This window comes from Cupriavidus consociatus (genome assembly GCF_017814975.1).
GTDB lineage: Bacteria > Pseudomonadota > Gammaproteobacteria > Burkholderiales > Burkholderiaceae > Cupriavidus > Cupriavidus consociatus.
Window position 1 is genome coordinate 135,678 of sequence record NZ_JAGIQA010000009.1, and the last position, 17,591, is coordinate 153,268.

Sequence of the window (17,591 nt, forward strand, 5' to 3'; positions counted from 1 at the left end):
ATGTAACTAGCGTTGCGTACGACCGAGTTCGCGAAAGCACCTTCCAAAAGGGGACAACATGTCTGAAGTCACGCCGCCGCAGGGCGCGCTACTGCGTCCGGCCCGGCTAGAGGATCGCTACCAACTGGATCGCGGCCCAGCTTACATCAGTGGAACCCAAGCCTTGGTTCGGCTTCTGTTCAACCAGATCGCGCGTGACCGCGCGGCCGGGCTAAACACGGCAGGGTTCGTTAGCGGCTACCGGGGCTCGCCGTTGGCAGGCCTTGACCAGGCGCTCTGGGGTGTCCAGAAACTTCTGAAAGAGAAGCATATCGAGTTCATCCCAGGGGTGAACGAAGACTTGGCCGCCACAGCGTGTTGGGGGACGCAGCAGTTGATGCAGAACCCGGACGAAGCGACGGTCGACGGCGTCTTCGCTATGTGGTACGGCAAGGGGCCTGGTGTCGACAGGAGTGCAGATGCACTGAAGCACGCTAATGCCGCAGGTACCTCGTCTCACGGTGGAGCTCTGGTTCTGGCTGCCGACGACCACACGGCCAAGTCGTCCTCCTTTGCCCACCAAAGCGAACAGTTGTTGGTCGCTTCTTTCATCCCCATCCTGTATCCGAGCAATGTGCAGGAGTACCTTGATTACGGGATCCACGGATGGGCCATGAGTCGCGCCTCGGGCCTGTGGGTGGGGCTGAAGTGCGTGGGCGATATCGTAGAGACAACTTCCATCGCGGACATCGACCCATTCCGTGTCGAATGCCGCCCTCCGGAAGACTTCAAGGCCTCGGAAGACGTCCACATCCGCTGGCCCGATGTCTGGGCGACACAGGAACCGCGAATCGTCCGCTCCAAGTTGCCGCTGGCACTGTCCTACTGTCGTGCAAATGGTCTGAACCGTATCGTGTTCAAAGATGCCGGCTCTCGGGTCGGCATCATTGCTGCGGGTAAGCCCTACAACGACGTGCGTGAAGCACTCGCGTTGCTTGGCATTGACGAAAATGGGCTCGCGACGAAGGGAATTGCCTTGCTGAAACTCGGGATGGTCTGGCCTCTGGAGCCTAGTATCGTCCGGGAGTTTGCCCAGGGCCTCGATGAGATCTTCGTGGTCGAAGAGAAGAGGGCACTCATTGAGCAGCAAGTGAAGGACATTCTTTATCCGATTGCAGTGGGCGGAGACAAAGCTCCGCGGGTGGTCGGAAAGTCCGGTAGTGATTTCCGATGCTCGGAGTTCGAGATCCCTGATGACCAACGCCTCTTGCGAGGTGACGCGGAACTGGGTCCGGCCGATATTGCCGACGCGATCCTAGCGCGACTGCGCGTGTACGGAGTCGAAGCGTGCCAGACGCTCCTGGCGAAGGGCGATGCCAGCAATATCGTTCCCCCTGTTGCGCGCAAGCCATACTTTTGCTCGGGCTGTCCGCACAATAGTTCCACGAAGGTGCCTGAGGGCTCAAGAGCGACGGCCGGCATCGGCTGTCACTATATGGCCAACTGGATGAATCGGCGCACGGGGAGCTATACACACATGGGGGGCGAAGGCGTTCCTTGGGTGGGGCAAAGCCGATTCTCGAAGCGGTCACACATTTTCGCGAACATGGGCGACGGTACGTTCTTCCATTCGGGCTCGCTTGCGATCCGTCAAGCTGTGGCGGCCAAGACGCCAATGACGTTCAAGATTCTCTTCAACGACGCAGTCGCGCTTACCGGAGGGCAGTCGCATGATGGTCCCCTAACAGCCCCGATGCTGACCAATCTCCTTCACGCGGAAGGAGTCGAGCGCGTCGTGGTCGTCAGTGACGATGTAGCCAAGTACGAAGGGCATCAATCGGCGTTCGCGCCTGGGACAACCTTCCACCATCGACGCGATCTGGACGCCATTCAGCGGCAATTGCGAGAGGTGCCTGGCGTGACTGCGTTGGTCTATGACCAGACTTGCGCAGCCGAGAAGCGCCGCAGACGGAAGCGCAACAAGTACCCGGACCCCGCTGTGCGCTATGTAATCAATCCAGAGGTATGCGAGGGATGTGGCGATTGCACGGTGAAGAGCAACTGTGTCTCGATTGAACCCATCGACACACCCTTGGGTCGGAAGCGCCAAATCAACCAGTCTTCGTGCAACAAGGACTTCTCTTGTGCCGACGGCTTCTGCCCAAGCTTTGTGGCAGTGGAGGGCGGAGCGCTCAGGAAGAAGCCGCGTGGATCGAGTCCGGAGAACGATCCGTTGACCTGGCCAGAGCCGCCGCATCCTCAATTGCCTGAGTTGCAGCGCCCCTATGCCGTACTCGTGAACGGTGTGGGCGGCACTGGGGTACTGACGATCGGCAATATCCTGGGGATGGCTGCTCACCTGCAAGGCGTGCACTGCTCAGTCATGGACATGGCGGGGCTGGCACAGAAAGGCGGTGCAGTATGGAGTCACGTTAGGATCGCGAAATCGGGGGAGGACATTCATTCCCCGCGCATTCCCGATTGCGCGGCCGATGCCATGATAGGCGGTGACCTAGTCGTAAGCGCGCATTCTGACTCGCTCAGCAGGCTCAGTGCGCAATGCCGTGCCGTCGTGAACGCGAACGTCTCTCCCACAGCGGATTTTCAGCAAGATCGCGACTTTGTCATGCCGGAAAGCGCGCTTTGGGATGCAATCGAGCACTCATGCGCGGAAAAGAGTCTTGCGAAGGTGCCCGCGCAGGATCTTGCGGTGCAATTCTGCGGGGATAGCGTCTATGCAAACATGGTTATGCTCGGGGCCGCATGGCAGGCCGGACATGTGCCGCTGTCGCTCGACGCATTGAGCCGGGCTATTGAGCTAAACGGCCAGTCCGTCGATGCAAACTCACGAGCTTTCAAGCTCGGACGGCAGTATGTGGCATCTCCAGACCGGTTTGCCAAAGGAACGGCTTCAGTGGTGCGATGGGTGCCGCGGGGGGGCGGGGAGAGCCTTCAGCAGTTACTCGAGGACCGTCGCAATCGACTGGTGGGCTACCAGAGTGCGAGCTATGCCAATGGGTACGAGGCGTTTCTGCAGATGATCCAGTCGTTCGAAGGAAAAAAGCCGGACGGCTATGAGCAGGCTGTTGCAAAGAGCCTCTACAAGCTGATGGCATATAAGGACGAATACGAGGTCGCACGGCTCCACGCATCCTCGGATCTGAGCAAACTGGTTGAAAGCCAGTTCGAAGGCGATTTCAGGGTTCGATTTTCGCTGGCCCCACCATTGTTCGCCCGCCGCGGCTCCGATGGCCTTCCTCGAAAAAAATTGTATGGCAGTTGGGTGATCCAAGCCTTCGGAGTTCTCTCCAAGCTCAAGGTGCTGCGAGGCACTCGACTCGATCCGTTCGGGTACACACAAGAGCGCAGGGCGGAGCGCGCCTTGATAGATGAGTACAAACTGAGCATCCGTGCAACGCTGCCCTTCGTGCCGGTCCACCCTAAGAAGTGCCTGGAGCTTGCGCGCATTCCGGAGCAGATTCGCGGTTTTGGGCATGTGAAGGCCGCGGCCATTGAAGAAGCCCGCAAGCGCCAACGGGCTCTGCTTCGAGAAATTACGGGCGAGGACGGGCTTCCAGGCGACAGGTTGGAGTCCGTGGCCGCCAGTCCCCTCTCGTCGAAGGCGACTTCGTGAGTGAGAACACCCCTTGAAGCGTCATGAGCGCAGAGGCGCATTGAGCTGGTGATTAGTCAAGGCATGGTGGCGTCGTGCTTGCGATGCCACATTCCGACAGGCAAAACGCCTGGTTGAGGAGAATGCAGGAATGAGCAATCGTGACGTAGTTGTGGTCGGCGCCGCTCGGACGGCAATCGGTACCTTCGGTGGTTCATTGAAGGATGTTCCGATGACCGTGTTGGGCACGACGGTAGTTCGTGCAGCACTGCAGAGGTCTGGTGCGGAGGCGGGAGACATCGGGCAGGTCGTGATGGGTAATGTCATTCCCACGGAGCCTAAGGACGCCTACCTGAGCCGGGTATCGGCGATGGACGCAGGTATTCCAAAGGAAACTCCCGCTTTCAACGTCAACCGCCTTTGCGGCTCCGGTCTTCAGGCGATCATCTGTGCGGCCCAGTCCATCATGCTGGGAGATGCCGACTTGGCGGTGGGCGGCGGTGCGGAGTCTATGAGCCGCGGTCCGTACATCGCGCAGGCTGCGCGATGGGGTATGCGTATGGGAGACGGTCAGATGGTCGACTACATGAATGGCATTCTCCACGACCCATGGAAAAGGATTCACATGGGAGTGACGGCTGAGAATGTCGCCGAGCGCTACGGAGTGTCCCGCACAGCCCAAGACGAGTTGTCGATGGAGAGCCAGCGTCGCGCAGCCACTGCAATCGATGAGGGCCGGTTCAAGGATCAGATTGTTCCTGTCGAGGTTAAGAGCCGAAAGGGCGTGGCTTACTTCGATACCGACGAACATGTCCGTAGGGACGTGACCGCAGGCGCGTTATCAACAATGAAGCCGGTGTTCCAGGAAGGAGGGTCAGTCACCGCCGGCAATTCATCTGGCATTAATGATGGCGCTGCTGCACTTGTGCTCGCGGAAGCTGGCAAGGCAGCTGCGATGGGGCTGAAGCCGTTGGCGCGGCTGGTTGGATATGCGCACGCCGGCGTCGAACCGGAGTACATGGGAATAGGGCCGGTTCCTGCAACACGGCTCGTCATGCAGCGAACGGGCCTTACTATCTCCGAGATGGACGTCATCGAGGCAAATGAAGCCTTTGCGGCACAGGCGTGTGCAGTGGCGAAGGAGCTTGGATTCGACCCAGGCAAGCTCAATCCCAATGGGTCGGGCATTTCGCTGGGGCATCCCGTAGGTGCAACAGGTGCAATCATCTCGGTCAAGGCAATTTATGAGCTGCATCGGACCGGCGGCCGCTATGCGTTGGTGACGATGTGCATCGGCGGTGGCCAAGGCATTGCCGCGATCTACGAACGCCTCTGAGAATGTTGATGAAGGCTAAACCGGCGGGGCTATCCGTGTCCGGATAAACAACAAGACGCCAGCAGGTGGGCTCGGCCATTTCAGGCGAGAAGAGCAGAAGACAGCCAACGAGGCTCGCGCGGAGCACGCCTAGGGTCAGGCTGGTCCATGAGAACGAAGGAGAGGCAGGATGACTGAAATCATTGATGCCTGGATGCAGCTGCCAAACAAGGAGTATTTGCTGAACCCGATGTTCGACTCACTGCGACGGTGGCCGACGAACTGGAGCTCTCTTGCGCTCGATAATCCCAGCATCAAGCATGAGGAGGTGATGGATCTGTTTCGCTCACAAGGGGTCACGCGAGCGATCGCAAGCGCGTGGTGGGGGCCTGCCGGACCGATGATTACAAATGATGAAGTTGCGGCAGCTGTTCGCGCACATCCTGGCCAGCTTGTCGGCGTGGCATCGGTCGACATAAGTCGGGCGATGGATGCTGTAAGGGAACTGCGCCGTTGCGTCAAGGAATTCGGCTTCAAGGGCCTGCGGGTGTTGCCCTGGTTGTGGGGATTGCCGCCCGATGATCGCCGGTACTATCCGCTCTATGCCGAATGCATCGAACTCGACATTACGTTCTGCTTGCAAGTAGGCCATGCAGGACCGATGTGCCCGTCGGAACCGGGGCGTCCAATCCCATACCTGGACAACGTCGCGCACGAATTCCCGGAATTGCGCATCGTCGGTGGGCACATCGGCTTCCCATGGGTGGCTGAGATGATTTCGCTCATGATGAAACATCCGAACGTATATGTTGACACCTCAGCGTACAAGGCTTCGCGCTTTCCGCAGGAGCTGATCTCATATATGCGCGGACCGGGCAAGAAGAAGGTACTGTACGGCACGAACTATCCCATGCTGACACCTGCCGAATGTCTCGCAGATATCGATGCACTGGATCTGGGAGACGAGGTGAAACAGTTGTTCTTGGCGGACAACGCTCGACGCGCATTCAAGCTCGAAGTGGCCTGAAGTGAGCAGACCACCCCGACGAGGAATGGAACCGCCCAATGCCTGCAGCCTGCGCCGACGTTCCGGCGCGTCCATGCTCTGACTGAAGTTGAATCAAAGATGGTGTTCCATGGATAACTGGACCAAAAGGCTGGGGATATCCGCCGGTGTGCTTGAATTCCTATTGCGGCAGCAGTGGTATCTTAAGCTGTCCGCTGAGCTTCGCTCTCTGGTGTTGGATACCATCGAAGAGCGGACGGCTGGCCCGGGCGAGTACATCGCGAGGGCCGGTGAGCCTAGTACGTACTGGTACGGGCTTATTCGCGGCTTCCTGCAGATGTACGTCGTCGGTGCAGACGGTAGCGAGACCACGTTGTATTGCCAGCGGGAAGGGGAGTGGGGCGGTGAGGGATCGCTGCTCAAGAAGGAAATGCGGCGATATGATCTCCGCTCGCTAACTCCCTCTCACATCTGCTTGTTACCTGCATCGACCTTTGAGGCCCTACGGCAGTCATCCATCGAGTTCAATCACTTCCTCTGCGATAACATGAATGAGCGGACGGGAGTTTTTGTCGGCATGCTCGTTGCATCTCGCTTGCTCGGTCCGGAGATGCGGGTAGCAAGGGCGTTGCTGATGCTAGCGGACAACGCTGGGGGAGACGGGCAGGAGCTGTACATTTCACAACACGAACTCGCACTGATATGCGGGTTGTCCCGGCAGCGAGTGAACATCGCAATCAGTGAGCTCAAACAGCGTGGACTTGTGGAAAGCGAGCCGTGCAAGAACTTTCTGCTTGTCCACGTCGCCGCATTGGGAAATCACGTTGCTGAGGCAGCCCCAGACATGCGCGGGCTCTGATGGGTCGCGGCGGTTGCCCCGGCACTGCTGCCCACAAACTGCGGCTATTGCGCTTGGCCGTCTGCTGCGACGTAGTCTGCATGGCTTCGTTTGAACCAGGTCCGCGTAGCGAGTTTGGCGCTACTATCCATGCGCAAGGCTAATCCATGCTGCACGCCCAACCGGGGGCGCACGTAGCAGTTGCGGGTCTGTATGACCGTCAGCTTCCCCAATGAGACTCCTGCCATGCCGCGGTGACAGGTTCAAAGAAATCCCGGGAAACCCACAATCGCACGCGCCATAGTAGGTTTCCCGGCTCCAAGAGCGGAAGTCATGCATCAACGGCGCCGAGACTGGCCAGCAGCGTCAGCGCACTAGGGAGATTCAGTGCGTCAGCAGCACCTCCCTCCCTGTCCGCCGCCGTAGCGGGCCTGCTGTCGTTCGCGGAAGAACTCTTCGTAGCTCATCGGCTGGCGGTCAGGATGGGTGTTTTGCATGTGCGCCAGGTAGGTTTGGTAGTCCGGCAACCCTACCATTAGGCGCAGCGACTGGCCCAGGTAGCGGCCGACGGTTTCCAGTTGCTCGATCAATGCATTCCTCCTGGCGTGGACAATTAACCGGCTGCCGAAGTGCCGGCCGGCAGCGGCTCGAACGGGGTTTCCGTGTCAGTGCGGCGGTCAATACTGCGCGCCTGTAGCACGGTCTTGAACCCATAGAACACGATCGACAGCACCACCGCCATAAACAGGGCACACAGGCCGGCATCCAGGTAGTCGTTAAAGACGATGCGGTGCATTTGCTCCATCGACTTAGCAGGAGCCAAAACCTTGCCGGTCGCGATGGCCTCGCTGAACTTCGATGCGTGCGCCAGGAAGCTGACCTTCGGGTCGGCGTGGAACAGCTTTTGCCAACCGGCGGTCAGCGTGCACACCAGCAGCCAGACGGTCGGCAGCAGCGTGACCCAGGCGTAACGGCCGCGCTTCATCTTTACCAGCACGCAGGTGGTCAGCACGAGTGCAATAGCGGCCAGCAATTGATTGGATATGCCAAACAACGGCCACAGCGTGTTGATGCCACCGAGCGGGTCAACCACACCTTGGTACAGAAAGTAACCCCAGGCAGACACGCAGAGCGCGGTGGCAACGAGGTTGGCCGGGATCGACTCGGTCTTGCGCATCGAAGGGATGAAGCTGCCAAGCAGGTCCTGCAGCATGAAGCGGCCGACGCGCGTACCCGCGTCAACTGTAGTCAGGATAAAGAGTGCCTCGAACAAAATGGCGAAGTGGTACCAGAATGCCATCATTGCCTGGCCGCCTACCACCTGGTGCAGGATGTGGGCTATGCCAACGGCTAGTGTGGGTGCTCCTCCGGCGCGCGAGAGAATGGTGTTCTCGCCGACGTCCTTGGCGGTCTGGATTAGCAGGTCGGGTGTGATGACGAAGCCCCAAGTCGAAACTGCCTGGGCAACCGCGTCTGGCGTGGTGCCGATGACGGCCGCCGGACTGTTCATGGCGAAGTACACACCAGGATCAATTACCGAGGCGGCGACCAGCGCCATGATGGCGACGAAGGATTCTGCCAGCATCGCGCCGTAGCCGATAAAGCGTGCGTGCGTTTCATTCTCCAGTAGCTTGGGCGTGGTGCCCGAGGCGATCAGCGCGTGGAAGCCCGACACCGCGCCGCAGGCGATGGTGATGAAGAGGAAGGGGAACAGGCTGCCCGACCACACCGGCCCGCCGCCTTTGGCGAACTGAGTGAAGGCCGGCATCTTCAGTTCCGGCGCGACGATCAGGATGCCAATGGCTAATGCGATGATGGTGCCGATCTTTAGGAAGGTCGACAGGTAGTCGCGAGGGGCCAGCAGCAGCCACACCGGCAGCACAGCAGCAACGAAACCGTAGACAATCAGCATCCAGGTCAGCGCCTTGCCGTCGTAGGTGAACAGTGGCGCCAGAATCGCACTTTCATGCACGTACTGACCGCCGATGATGGTCAGCATCAACAGCACGAAGCCAATTACCGATACCTCCCCGATGCGGCCTGGGCGGATGTAGCGCGTGTAAAGGCCCATAAAGAAGGCGATTGGGATGGTCGCTGCGACGGTGAAGGTGCCCCAGGGCGAGTCTGCTAGCGCCTTCACCACAATCAGTGCTAGCACCGCCAGCAGAATAACCATAATCATGAAGCAGCCGAACAGCGCGATCATGCCCGGCACCGTGCCCATCTCGGATTTGACCAGGTCGCCCAGTGAGCGGCCGTCGCGACGCGTGGAGATGAACAGCACCAAGAAGTCTTGCACAGCGCCAGCGAAAACCACGCCAGCCAGCAGCCACAGCATGCCCGGCATGTAGCCCATCTGCGCGGCCAGCACGGGGCCGACCAACGGGCCCGCTCCGGCAATGGCGGCGAAGTGGTGACCGAAAAGAACGGCTTTATTGGTGGGCACGTAGTCCAGACCGTCGTTATGGCGCCACGCCGGCGTCATCCGCGAGGCATCAAGCTGCATCACCTTGTCGGCGATAAACTTGCTGTAGTAGCGGTACGCGATTAGATAGATACAGGTCGCAGCAACCACGATCCATAGCGCGCTGACGGTCTCTCCGCGCGCAAGCGCGACGGTGGCAAAGGCAAAGGCGCCGAGCACGGCGACGGCCAGCCACACCAGGTGTTCCCCGATGCGATTCATATACAAGTCTCCAGTTAGGAATGCTGGCTAGTCAGACCAGCAGAAGTTTTTGAGTGGGTTAGCGCTGGACGGCCGCTGGGTGGTCGGCGGAAAGGGTGAAACGTTTGAATGGTTGCCTATCGTTGTTACGATGCGTGTTCAGAAAGCATCTCTGAACGGCCGCAGATCCAACTCCTGAGTCCAAGCCGACTTATGCTGCTCATGGAGCTGCCAGTAAGCATGTGCGATTGCATCGGTACTGAGCAGTGCATCGGTATCAGTTGAGGCCAGGGCCGGGGCGGGTCGACCTTCGCTATCAATACGTCCGTCAATAGTTACGTGGGCGACGTGAAGACCATGCGGGCCAAACTCTCGCGCCATGGATTGACTGAGCATTCGAAGTCCGGCTTTGGCCGCGGAGAAATGGGCATATCCCGGTCGACCGCGCAGACTGGCAGACGCCCCAGTGAATATGAGGGTTCCTCTTCCGAGCGGCGCCATGAGCCGCGCGGTTTCCCGGCCGACCAGGAAGCCGGCAAAGCAACCGACTCGCCAGAAGTCCTCAAACTGCTCCGCGGTCAGCTCCCGAAAATCGATTCGTTGACTGTTGCCTGCGTTGAAGACTACGAGGTCGGGCGCCACATAGTCATCAGAGGGGCCGAAGGCCTTACTCAGCAAATAGACCACGTCCTCCTCACGGGTGGCATCCATCTGCAGGGACTCTGCAGATCCCCCGATTGCCCTGATGCCTGCGACTACCTGATTTAGCTTTTCCTGTGTGCGCCCTGCCACGAAGACGTGGCGCTTTTCGTCAGCAAATTTGCGGCAAAGAGCGGCCCCCAAGCCCTCTTGCGTACCTACCCCGACGACGACTGCCGCTGGCAACTTCATGAACAACCCCTTGCTAACTTCTCTGCCTCGGCAATCCTCATTGCCTAGAGTGCTGGGATGCCTGGCTTTGGCCGGTGCACAATACGAACGGCCAAGTACCGTGCGGGCTCAATATGATGTCTTTTGAAAGAGATTGTGCTTAGCCTCGGCTGACGTAGTGACGTCGACCCAGCGGTCTCTGAGAAGCTCCAGCGCCCGCCCTACGGCTGGCCTTGCGCGCATTCGACCATACCAAGCTCGCACTGCTGGAAACTCGTCCAGTGAGATACCTGTCATCTTGTGGATGCGGATCCAGGGGAAGCACGCCATATCGACGATGGAATATGCGTCGCAAACGTAGTCCCTCTCCTTCAGACGGTCATTCAGAATTCTCAGCAACCGCCGAGTCTCTATCTGGTACCGCTCGATGGCATAGGGAACTGGTGTCGACGCATAACGGAAGAAGTGTTGCGCTTGCCCCATCATCGGCCCTAGACCACCCACCTGCCAGAACAGCCATTGAAGGACCTCACTGCGTTGCCGAGGATCCGTGGGAAGGAAACGCTCCTCCTTCTCCGCAAGGTATTGGAGGATCGCGCCGGTCTCAAACACCGTGTGAGGGGCGCCGCCATCCAACGGCGCATGATCCACGATGGCTGGAATCTTCCCGTTCGGATTGATGGTGCGATAGCTTCGCTGGTGCTGGTCGCCAGCGGTAATATTTATCGGGATGATCCGAAAGGGAACTTCCAGTTCTTCGAGCAATATATGGATCTTGTGCCCATTCGGGGCTGGCCAGCTGTAGAGGTCAATCATGGCCTTGTTTATCGCTTGCGGATGATTTCCAGCCTGCGCCGATCTTGGGCACGCCGATTGCCTTCGTCGCTCATGCCAGCCGGCAGGAGGTCATCCAGTGCGACCGTACGCTCGTCAATTTGTCGCATGACGCTGTCTTGCAGCGCCTTCTTGGACATGGCGTAAGCCTTATTACAATCCGGAGTGATACATCGGGCATAACTGACTGCCGCGGCGAGCAACTGGTTGGGCTCGACTACCTCGTGGAAGAAGCCTAGGCGCTCAGCCTCCTCAAGGCCATAGAGCTGTCCGCGTAGCGTTGCCAGTGCTCCGACTTGGTCGCCAAGGGCGTACTTGATAATCTCGACATAGGCCGCCGGCATCGGGATGCCGATGGGCACCTCGTTCAGGCCGAACTTCGCGGTCTTGCGCGCCGCAACCCGGAAGTCGCAGTCAAGCGCGGTGATTAGACCGCCTGCAATGGCGTGGCCGTTCACCGCGGCGACGGTAGGCCTTGGATACTGGAAGATGCGCAGGTTCGTCTCGCGATATGCGCGGTACCATTGTCGAATCCTGTCCAGGTCGCCGCTGCCAAAAATGTCGAAGCTGTACTGGAAGTCAATACCCGCAGAGAAAGCATCACCTTGGCCCGTCAGGATCACAGGAAGTTCGCCAAAGTCACGTTCGAGCCGGTCAAACGCTTCGTGGAGGTCGGTGAAGAACTGATCGTTCTGCACATTGACCTTGTTGGTGTTCATGCGCACGAGTGCGCAGCCTTGCAACTCTTCGATTGTCCATGCCATGGATGTCTCCTTAAATCTTCTGTGGGACCGGATGCGCGCTAACTTAGCAAGTCATGCAACAGGATGCTGTCGTTCTGATGACAAGTCGCGTTGCCTAACGGGATCTGCTGGTGTTCGAAGATGCTGCTCTAGCGGCGTGCGACACCAAACTCGGAGCGTGCAGCGTCCTCATACGTCGGTCGTTCGAACAGCTTTGGGTCGTCAAGGAAAGCCCGTGTCCATTCGACCGTATCGCTGCCCCAAAACAGGCGACCTCGTACCATTAGGGTTGGAACGCCAAATGCGCCAAGAGAAATGGCGCGCTCAGTGTTGGCTAGCAACTGTTGCTTGACCGCGGTCGCGCCCACTATTTCACGCGCATTGTTAAGTCCTAGATGCTCGGCGAAGGCGTCGAATTCGAGTTCTGGATCGCGACCTTCTCCATACACGAAGTCGAAAGCTCGACTCACTACCTCTCTGTCTGCTTGTGCGGCAACCAGCAGCCTCTGTGCGTTGAGGGAGTTGAATGGGTGTCGCGGCGGCATCCGGAACGGTAGGTTGAGCTCTCCGGCCTTCCAAACACAATACTGGTACGTGTGTAGCCGCTTCGGTGGTATCTCGGCGGGGCCCTTGGTATCCCAGTGCTTCAACAATCCGGCCAATAGCACGGGTATTGTTTGAACGTCGACACGGCCATCGAGTGCCGCCAGCGAGTGGAAGTGCAGATATCCGAACGGCGAGATGACGTCGAAGAACCAGTCAGCCTTCTCCATGGCTCTGCTCCTTGTGCTTGTACATAGCGGCGCAGTTGCAGCGCCGCAGCAGACCTTCAAGCTGGTTCGCCTGCGAGGGCAGGCGCTTCATTCTTCTCGTTGCAAGTTGTACGACGGTAGCGCCCGCTATGCGATACCTCAGCATTTAATCCAGCAAGCTCAACCGGGACCTAGTGCTGTCCCAGTTGCTTTGCTCAACGCCTGAATCATCACTGGTACGTTACCAAGCCTAGCTTGAGGGCGTTGTCATCGCGATGACTCGACCCCCTCTAGTTTGGCAGTCGCCGTGTATGAAGCGCCGCCGTTGTCACTCCTCGATTGCGCCGCCGATCGAGCGGAGATACTGGCGGAACGTAATTGCTGCGCCAGAGCGCTTTGCCGCTAGAAATTCGTCAAAGCGCGCCTGGGTCCTGAAGCTCGTACCGAGTTGCATCTTCGCGGCTTGGCGGCGTTCCGTGTCGCGAATGGTGGTCGCCAGTTCGGCGACTTCAGCGGCGCGGTCGAGCGGGACAAAGACGACGCCATCGTTATCGCCCAGAACGAAGTCCTCAGCCGTGACTTCGTGCTGGCCGCATTTTGCGACGGTGAGGGCCTGAGGTTCCTGCTCGTCAAGGCGTTGCGGACCTGCCGCCAAAGAACCGATGCTGAACACCGGCAGCCGGATGGCACGCAGTTCGGTAGTGTCGCGGTGCAGGCCCCAGATGACGATACCGGACAGGCCTGCACGGGCGGCTTCGAGGGTCACGAGGTCGCCGACGCAAGCTTCATCGAGGCGTCCGCCATTGTCGACCACCATGACGTCTCCGGGTGTGGCACCGTCGATAGCTTCAAGGAAGACATCGACGCTGCCATAGTGCCGCGCTGGGCGCACGCGGCCAACCATATGCGTACCGGCCCATAGCGGGGTCGTTCCTGCCGGCGCGCAGCGGACGGGAATGCCGAGGCGCATGCACGCATCAGCGACGTGGGGCGTGGTCAGGTCGAAGTACGTCCGTTGGAGTTGTACGGGTTCCATCGCTCAGTTCTCCTTGGATTGGACTTGCTCGGCGGTACCGCGGAGGTCGCGCAGCAAGTGGTTGTTCCGGTTTGTCATAGCCAGCGAATAGCGCCAGCCCCTTCCGATTCGCGTCGGGCGCAGCGTGCTCAGGATCTCGGTGGGCGAGTCATAAAGAGTGAGGTCAGCTGCACCTTCCCACACCGGCCCAGCCTGTACGTTCTCCGCCTGCAGGCGCACGAGTTCGAATACAGCGGGACGGTCATGCTCACCTTCAAACATTGAAGGGAAGTGCCGAAGTGCGACGATGGGCCTACTGCCGAAAGTCACCGCCGAGCCATCGGCTCGTCCATCGAGCTTTACGTGGCCTTCCGCGATGCGACGATCTTTCACCGCTACGGTTCCAGCGAAGGTCGAGCCATGAACGACAGCCGGCGAAGCGACCGACGTTACGCCCATTGTGCGGGTCACCCATACGGAGCCAATCTTCTTCGGGTAACCCAAGGCCCAGCCTCGTGCCAGTGAAGTGTCTTGATCGACCACGATGTAGGGGCAGTATTGCATCAGCTTGCCCTCATACTGCACGCTGGCAAGCACGATGCATTCGCGATACTGAGAGCGTATCGGGTCAAGCAGTTCACCGCCGGTATCGGTGCAGGCTTGCCAGTCAACAAAGGAAACCGTGACCAACCCTCGCTCTTCAGGGTGGAGGCTCAGTTCTGGCGGAAGGAGGGCCTCGATGCTTGCCGGATCGACCCAGCATTCAATCGTTGTGAAATCGGCTGCATAGTGCCACGGCGGATAGGGGGCAATGCTTGCTCCGCCGTCGTACGAGAATGGGCCCATGAAGCCCTGTGCTGCGGCAAATCGCGTCATGTGATTGTCCTAGAAGATGTTGGCGCTCGTTCAGTCAACTTAAGGGCCGGCCGCCTTGAGCGCGCGGCTGCCGACAATAGCCAGCCGTCGTATTACGGAAGCCGGTGAACCCAGCCATGGGCATCCGAAGCGCGGCCTGTCTGGATGCCAAGTAATGCCGCTTTCAGCCGGGCCGTGACAGGACCGACATTGCCGTCGCCGACGGTGAAAGCGGACTCCGAATTCTTTACATGGCCGATGGCACTCACTACTGCTGCGGTACCGCACGCAAACGCCTCGACCAATCGGCCGCTCCTGGCGTCGGCCTCCCATTGGTCGATTGCGTACGGCTCTTCCCGCACCGTCATTCCCATGTCACGAGCCAGAGTGATTAAGGATGCGCGGGTGATGCCAGCGAGGATCGTTCCGGTCAACGGCGGCGTCTGCAAGGAACCGTCCTCAAAGACGAAAAAGACGTTCATGCCCCCCAACTCCTCAACCCAACGACGTTCAACAGCGTCGAGAAACACCACTTGGTCGCAGCCATGCCTGATTGCTTCTGCCTGTGCGGCGAGGCTGGCGGCGTAGTTGCCGCCACACTTTGCGTCCCCGGTGCCACCAGGAGCGGCTCGCGAGTACCTTTCGGAGGTCCACAGCTTTACCGCGGCAGAGCCGCCTTTGAAGTAGGCGCCCACAGGGGTTGCAACCACACAGAACAGATAGTCGCTGGACGGCTTGACACCCAGAACAGCCTCGGTGGCGATCATGAAGGGGCGCAGATAGAGCGCCGATCCCTCGGTCGACGGAATCCAGGCAGATTCGATTTGGACTAGCTGGCGAACGGCCTCGATAAAGAGCTCTTCGGGCAGCAGCGGCATGGCGAGCCGGGCGGCGGAATGCTGGAACCGCCGCGCATTGGCGTCGGGACGGAACAGAGCGGCACTCCCGTCCGGCAGGCGGTAGGCCTTCATGCCTTCAAAAATCTCTTGCGCGTAGTGGAAGACCAGGGTGGAGGGTTCGAGACGAAACGCTTCGCGTGCGCCGATCTTGGCGTCATTCCATCCGAGAGCCTCCGAATAGCGGATCGTCGCCATGTGGTCTGTGAAAACCCTGCCGAAGCCCGGGTTCTCGAGCAACGTGTATCGCTCTGATGGATCACATGGGGAAGGGTTGGGTTCGAATCGGAAGGTCCCCTTGCTGGTACTCATGCTTGTCCTCTCACTGGTGGCGCGGCGCCGGAGCAGCGGCCCGCTCTGGAAACTGGTGAAGAGAATTTAGCGGTAACGGTGTGGCACGCGCTTGCGTTTGAGCCCGTTGGATCGCAGAACTTGGCAGTCGCTGCCAGGAGCGCCACATCTCGTGGCAGTCCATGGCCGCGTGTCTCATCCGTGTCTCCCGTATGACGCCATCGCCTCGCACTTCGTGGTGTCGGCGCGAAGACTTCATCAACGGCGCGCCAAGTGATGGCGCAGATACACACTGATCGTCGTCTCCGTGCATTCCCTAAGACCATTCTAGTCCATCGAAATGACACTTGCTATTCAAAAATAACGTTGTTATTCTTTTCTCATCGTAGACAGTCTGATGGAGGGTGCGATGGAGAAGGGTGCGGTTATTGATTGGCAGGAACGCGCAAAGTCGCTGCGTCTGCCCACGGAAGCGGTGATCGGAGCTGGCAACGTTGCTGCCGAGCAGACATTCGCTTGTATTAACCCGGCTACGGGCAAGGAACTCGCTCAGGTGTCCGCTTGCGGTGAAGCTGAGGTGGATGCTGCGGTGAAGGCTGCGCGAAAGGCATTCGATACGGGTCCGTGGCGACGCATGGCGCCTGCTCAGCGCAAGCGCCGTCTGCTCGCACTCGCCGACCTTATGCGTGCACACGCAGATGAGCTGGCGCTGCTGGAGTCCCTCAGCGTTGGCAAGCCAATTCGGGATACCACCGCCATCGATGTTCCGGCATCGGCGGCTTGCTTTGCCTGGAATGCCGAGGCGGTCGACAAGATCTATGACCAGGTTGCGCCGACAGGTCCGGACGTCGTGGCCACGATCACGCGTGAACCACTCGGCGTCATCGGTATCGTGACGCCATGGAACTACCCTTTGCTGCTTGCGACGTGGCGCATTGCGCCCGCGCTAGCCACGGGCAACTCGGTCGTTCTGAAGCCGGCTGAAGAAGCGCCTTTCACTGCAATGCGCCTGGCGGAACTTGCGCGAGAAGCCGGCATCCCCGAGGGCGTATTCAACGTCGTACCCGGAACGGGTCCGGAAGCCGGGCGCGCGCTCGGCCTGCACCCAGACGTGGACTTCATTTCCTTCACGGGATCTGCCGCTGTGGGCAAGTTGTTCCTGCAGTACGCAGGCCAATCCAACATGAAGCGACTGAGTCTGGAGTGTGGCGGCAAGAGCCCGCAAGTGGTCCTCTCCGACTTCGATGATCTCGATGCCGTCGCCAAGGCTGTCACGTTTGGCATCTACAGCAACCAGGGCCAGGTCTGCTATGCCGGTTCCCGGCTCATTGTGGACCGCAAGATCAAGGACGAGCTTCTGGAACGCGTGATACGGACCGCGCAAAAGCTGACGCCAGGAGATCCGCTGGATCCGCAGACGCGTCTGGGCGCAATCGTCAACAACGTGCAGTTGGATCGAATCCTTGGCTACGTCGAGTCTGGCCAACGAGAGGGGGCTCAACTGCGACTCGGCGGCAAACGCCTCCTGGAAGAGACCGGTGGCTACTTTATGAGCCCGACTCTCTTTGACGATGCAGCCGCAAGCATGACCATTGCTCGGGAAGAAATCTTTGGCCCGGTGCTGACGGTCATCCCCTTCGACGACGAAGCGGATGCACTCGCAATGGCCAATGACTCGACCTATGGGCTGGCGGCGTCGGTCTGGACTCGTGATGTCAGCAAGGCGCATAGGTTTGCACGTGGATTGCGGGCCGGCACCGTGTGGGTGAACACCTACGACGAGATCGACCTCGGTGTGCCGTTCGGTGGCTTCAAGCAATCCGGCTTCGGGCGGGATAAAGGCCTGCAGGGTCTTGAGAAGTTCACTGACCTGAAAACGACGTGGCTGCGCCTGCGATAAGGGTAAAGGAAAGGGAAGG

Annotated in this window: 14 protein-coding genes; 5 read left to right on the forward strand and 9 right to left on the reverse strand. The window is 59.4% G+C overall.

Annotation, left to right across the window (positions count from 1 at the left end; all coding sequences use genetic code 11):
• Positions 1 to 58 precede the first annotated feature (58 nt).
• The 4 genes from J8I82_RS14630 to J8I82_RS14645 all read left to right on the forward strand — a co-directional run bounded on the left by J8I82_RS14630 (position 59) and on the right by J8I82_RS14645 (position 6,772).
• The gene (locus J8I82_RS14630; protein ID WP_209758587.1) at positions 59 to 3,613 is read left to right on the forward strand and encodes an indolepyruvate ferredoxin oxidoreductase family protein; all 3,555 of its coding nucleotides are present in this window, start codon (positions 59 to 61) and stop codon (positions 3,611 to 3,613) included.
• A gap of 130 nt (positions 3,614 to 3,743) precedes the next feature.
• Complete coding sequence (locus tag J8I82_RS14635; protein WP_209758589.1) at positions 3,744 to 4,928, forward strand: acetyl-CoA C-acyltransferase family protein; 1,185 nt, start codon at positions 3,744 to 3,746, stop codon at positions 4,926 to 4,928.
• Positions 4,929 to 5,097: 169 nt separating this feature from the next.
• Positions 5,098 to 5,934 carry an amidohydrolase family protein gene (locus tag J8I82_RS14640; protein ID WP_209758590.1) on the forward strand — a complete coding sequence of 279 codons (837 nt, stop codon included), beginning with the start codon at positions 5,098 to 5,100 and terminating at the stop codon, positions 5,932 to 5,934.
• A 109-nt stretch (positions 5,935 to 6,043) separates the two neighbouring features.
• Positions 6,044 to 6,772: a Crp/Fnr family transcriptional regulator gene (locus J8I82_RS14645; RefSeq protein WP_209758592.1), complete on the forward strand. Its 729-nt coding sequence runs from the start codon at positions 6,044 to 6,046 to the stop codon at positions 6,770 to 6,772.
• Positions 6,773 to 7,143: 371 nt separating this feature from the next.
• On the opposite strand, the gene J8I82_RS14650 is transcribed toward J8I82_RS14645, so the two are convergent.
• The 9 genes from J8I82_RS14650 to J8I82_RS14690 form a co-directional block, all read right to left on the reverse strand.
• The gene (locus tag J8I82_RS14650; protein WP_209758594.1) at positions 7,144 to 7,341 is read right to left on the reverse strand and encodes a YbdD/YjiX family protein; all 198 of its coding nucleotides are present in this window, start codon (positions 7,339 to 7,341) and stop codon (positions 7,144 to 7,146) included.
• A 23-nt stretch (positions 7,342 to 7,364) separates the two neighbouring features.
• Positions 7,365 to 9,437: a carbon starvation CstA family protein gene (locus J8I82_RS14655; protein ID WP_209758597.1), complete on the reverse strand. Its 2,073-nt coding sequence runs from the start codon at positions 9,435 to 9,437 to the stop codon at positions 7,365 to 7,367.
• A gap of 138 nt (positions 9,438 to 9,575) precedes the next feature.
• Positions 9,576 to 10,307 (reverse strand): SDR family NAD(P)-dependent oxidoreductase, encoded by a 732-nt coding sequence (locus J8I82_RS14660; protein WP_209758599.1) that lies wholly within the window; start codon positions 10,305 to 10,307, stop codon positions 9,576 to 9,578.
• A 108-nt stretch (positions 10,308 to 10,415) separates the two neighbouring features.
• Positions 10,416 to 11,102, reverse strand: coding sequence for a glutathione S-transferase N-terminal domain-containing protein (locus J8I82_RS14665; protein WP_209758601.1), 687 nt, complete (start codon positions 11,100 to 11,102; stop codon positions 10,416 to 10,418).
• 8 nt (positions 11,103 to 11,110) lie between these two features.
• Positions 11,111 to 11,884, reverse strand: a complete 774-nt coding sequence (locus J8I82_RS14670; protein WP_209758603.1) for an enoyl-CoA hydratase/isomerase family protein — start codon at positions 11,882 to 11,884, stop codon at positions 11,111 to 11,113.
• Positions 11,885 to 12,012: 128 nt separating this feature from the next.
• Positions 12,013 to 12,636: a 2-hydroxychromene-2-carboxylate isomerase gene (locus J8I82_RS14675; protein WP_209758605.1), complete on the reverse strand. Its 624-nt coding sequence runs from the start codon at positions 12,634 to 12,636 to the stop codon at positions 12,013 to 12,015.
• 307 nt (positions 12,637 to 12,943) lie between these two features.
• Entirely contained in the window at positions 12,944 to 13,651 is a 708-nt protein-coding gene (locus J8I82_RS14680; protein WP_209758606.1) for an RraA family protein, read from the reverse strand.
• A gap of 3 nt (positions 13,652 to 13,654) precedes the next feature.
• Entirely contained in the window at positions 13,655 to 14,506 is an 852-nt protein-coding gene (locus tag J8I82_RS14685) for an acetoacetate decarboxylase family protein (RefSeq protein ID WP_209758609.1), read from the reverse strand.
• Positions 14,507 to 14,598: 92 nt separating this feature from the next.
• Positions 14,599 to 15,693 (reverse strand): branched-chain amino acid aminotransferase, encoded by a 1,095-nt coding sequence (locus tag J8I82_RS14690; protein WP_209758610.1) that lies wholly within the window; start codon positions 15,691 to 15,693, stop codon positions 14,599 to 14,601.
• A gap of 388 nt (positions 15,694 to 16,081) precedes the next feature.
• Between J8I82_RS14690 and J8I82_RS14695 the strand changes: the two genes are divergently transcribed.
• Positions 16,082 to 17,572 carry an aldehyde dehydrogenase gene (locus tag J8I82_RS14695; RefSeq protein ID WP_209758612.1) on the forward strand — a complete coding sequence of 497 codons (1,491 nt, stop codon included), beginning with the start codon at positions 16,082 to 16,084 and terminating at the stop codon, positions 17,570 to 17,572.
• Positions 17,573 to 17,591 lie beyond the last annotated feature (19 nt).

Excerpts from the sequence above, each read along its gene's own strand:
- J8I82_RS14630 (WP_209758587.1), top strand. The coding sequence starts at position 59 with ATGTCTGAAGTCACGCCGCCGCAGGGCGCGCTACTGCGTCCGGCCCGG.
- J8I82_RS14635 (WP_209758589.1), top strand. The coding sequence starts at position 3,744 with ATGAGCAATCGTGACGTAGTTGTGGTCGGCGCCGCTCGGACGGCAATC.
- J8I82_RS14640 (WP_209758590.1), top strand. The coding sequence starts at position 5,098 with ATGACTGAAATCATTGATGCCTGGATGCAGCTGCCAAACAAGGAGTAT.
- J8I82_RS14645 (WP_209758592.1), top strand. The coding sequence starts at position 6,044 with ATGGATAACTGGACCAAAAGGCTGGGGATATCCGCCGGTGTGCTTGAA.
- J8I82_RS14655 (WP_209758597.1), bottom strand. The coding sequence starts at position 9,437 with ATGAATCGCATCGGGGAACACCTGGTGTGGCTGGCCGTCGCCGTGCTC.
- J8I82_RS14660 (WP_209758599.1), bottom strand. The coding sequence starts at position 10,307 with ATGAAGTTGCCAGCGGCAGTCGTCGTCGGGGTAGGTACGCAAGAGGGC.
- J8I82_RS14665 (WP_209758601.1), bottom strand. The coding sequence starts at position 11,102 with ATGATTGACCTCTACAGCTGGCCAGCCCCGAATGGGCACAAGATCCAT.
- J8I82_RS14670 (WP_209758603.1), bottom strand. The coding sequence starts at position 11,884 with ATGGCATGGACAATCGAAGAGTTGCAAGGCTGCGCACTCGTGCGCATG.
- J8I82_RS14675 (WP_209758605.1), bottom strand. The coding sequence starts at position 12,636 with ATGGAGAAGGCTGACTGGTTCTTCGACGTCATCTCGCCGTTCGGATAT.
- J8I82_RS14680 (WP_209758606.1), bottom strand. The coding sequence starts at position 13,651 with ATGGAACCCGTACAACTCCAACGGACGTACTTCGACCTGACCACGCCC.
- J8I82_RS14685 (WP_209758609.1), bottom strand. The coding sequence starts at position 14,506 with ATGACGCGATTTGCCGCAGCACAGGGCTTCATGGGCCCATTCTCGTAC.
- J8I82_RS14690 (WP_209758610.1), bottom strand. The coding sequence starts at position 15,693 with ATGAGTACCAGCAAGGGGACCTTCCGATTCGAACCCAACCCTTCCCCA.
- J8I82_RS14695 (WP_209758612.1), top strand. The coding sequence starts at position 16,082 with ATGGAGAAGGGTGCGGTTATTGATTGGCAGGAACGCGCAAAGTCGCTG.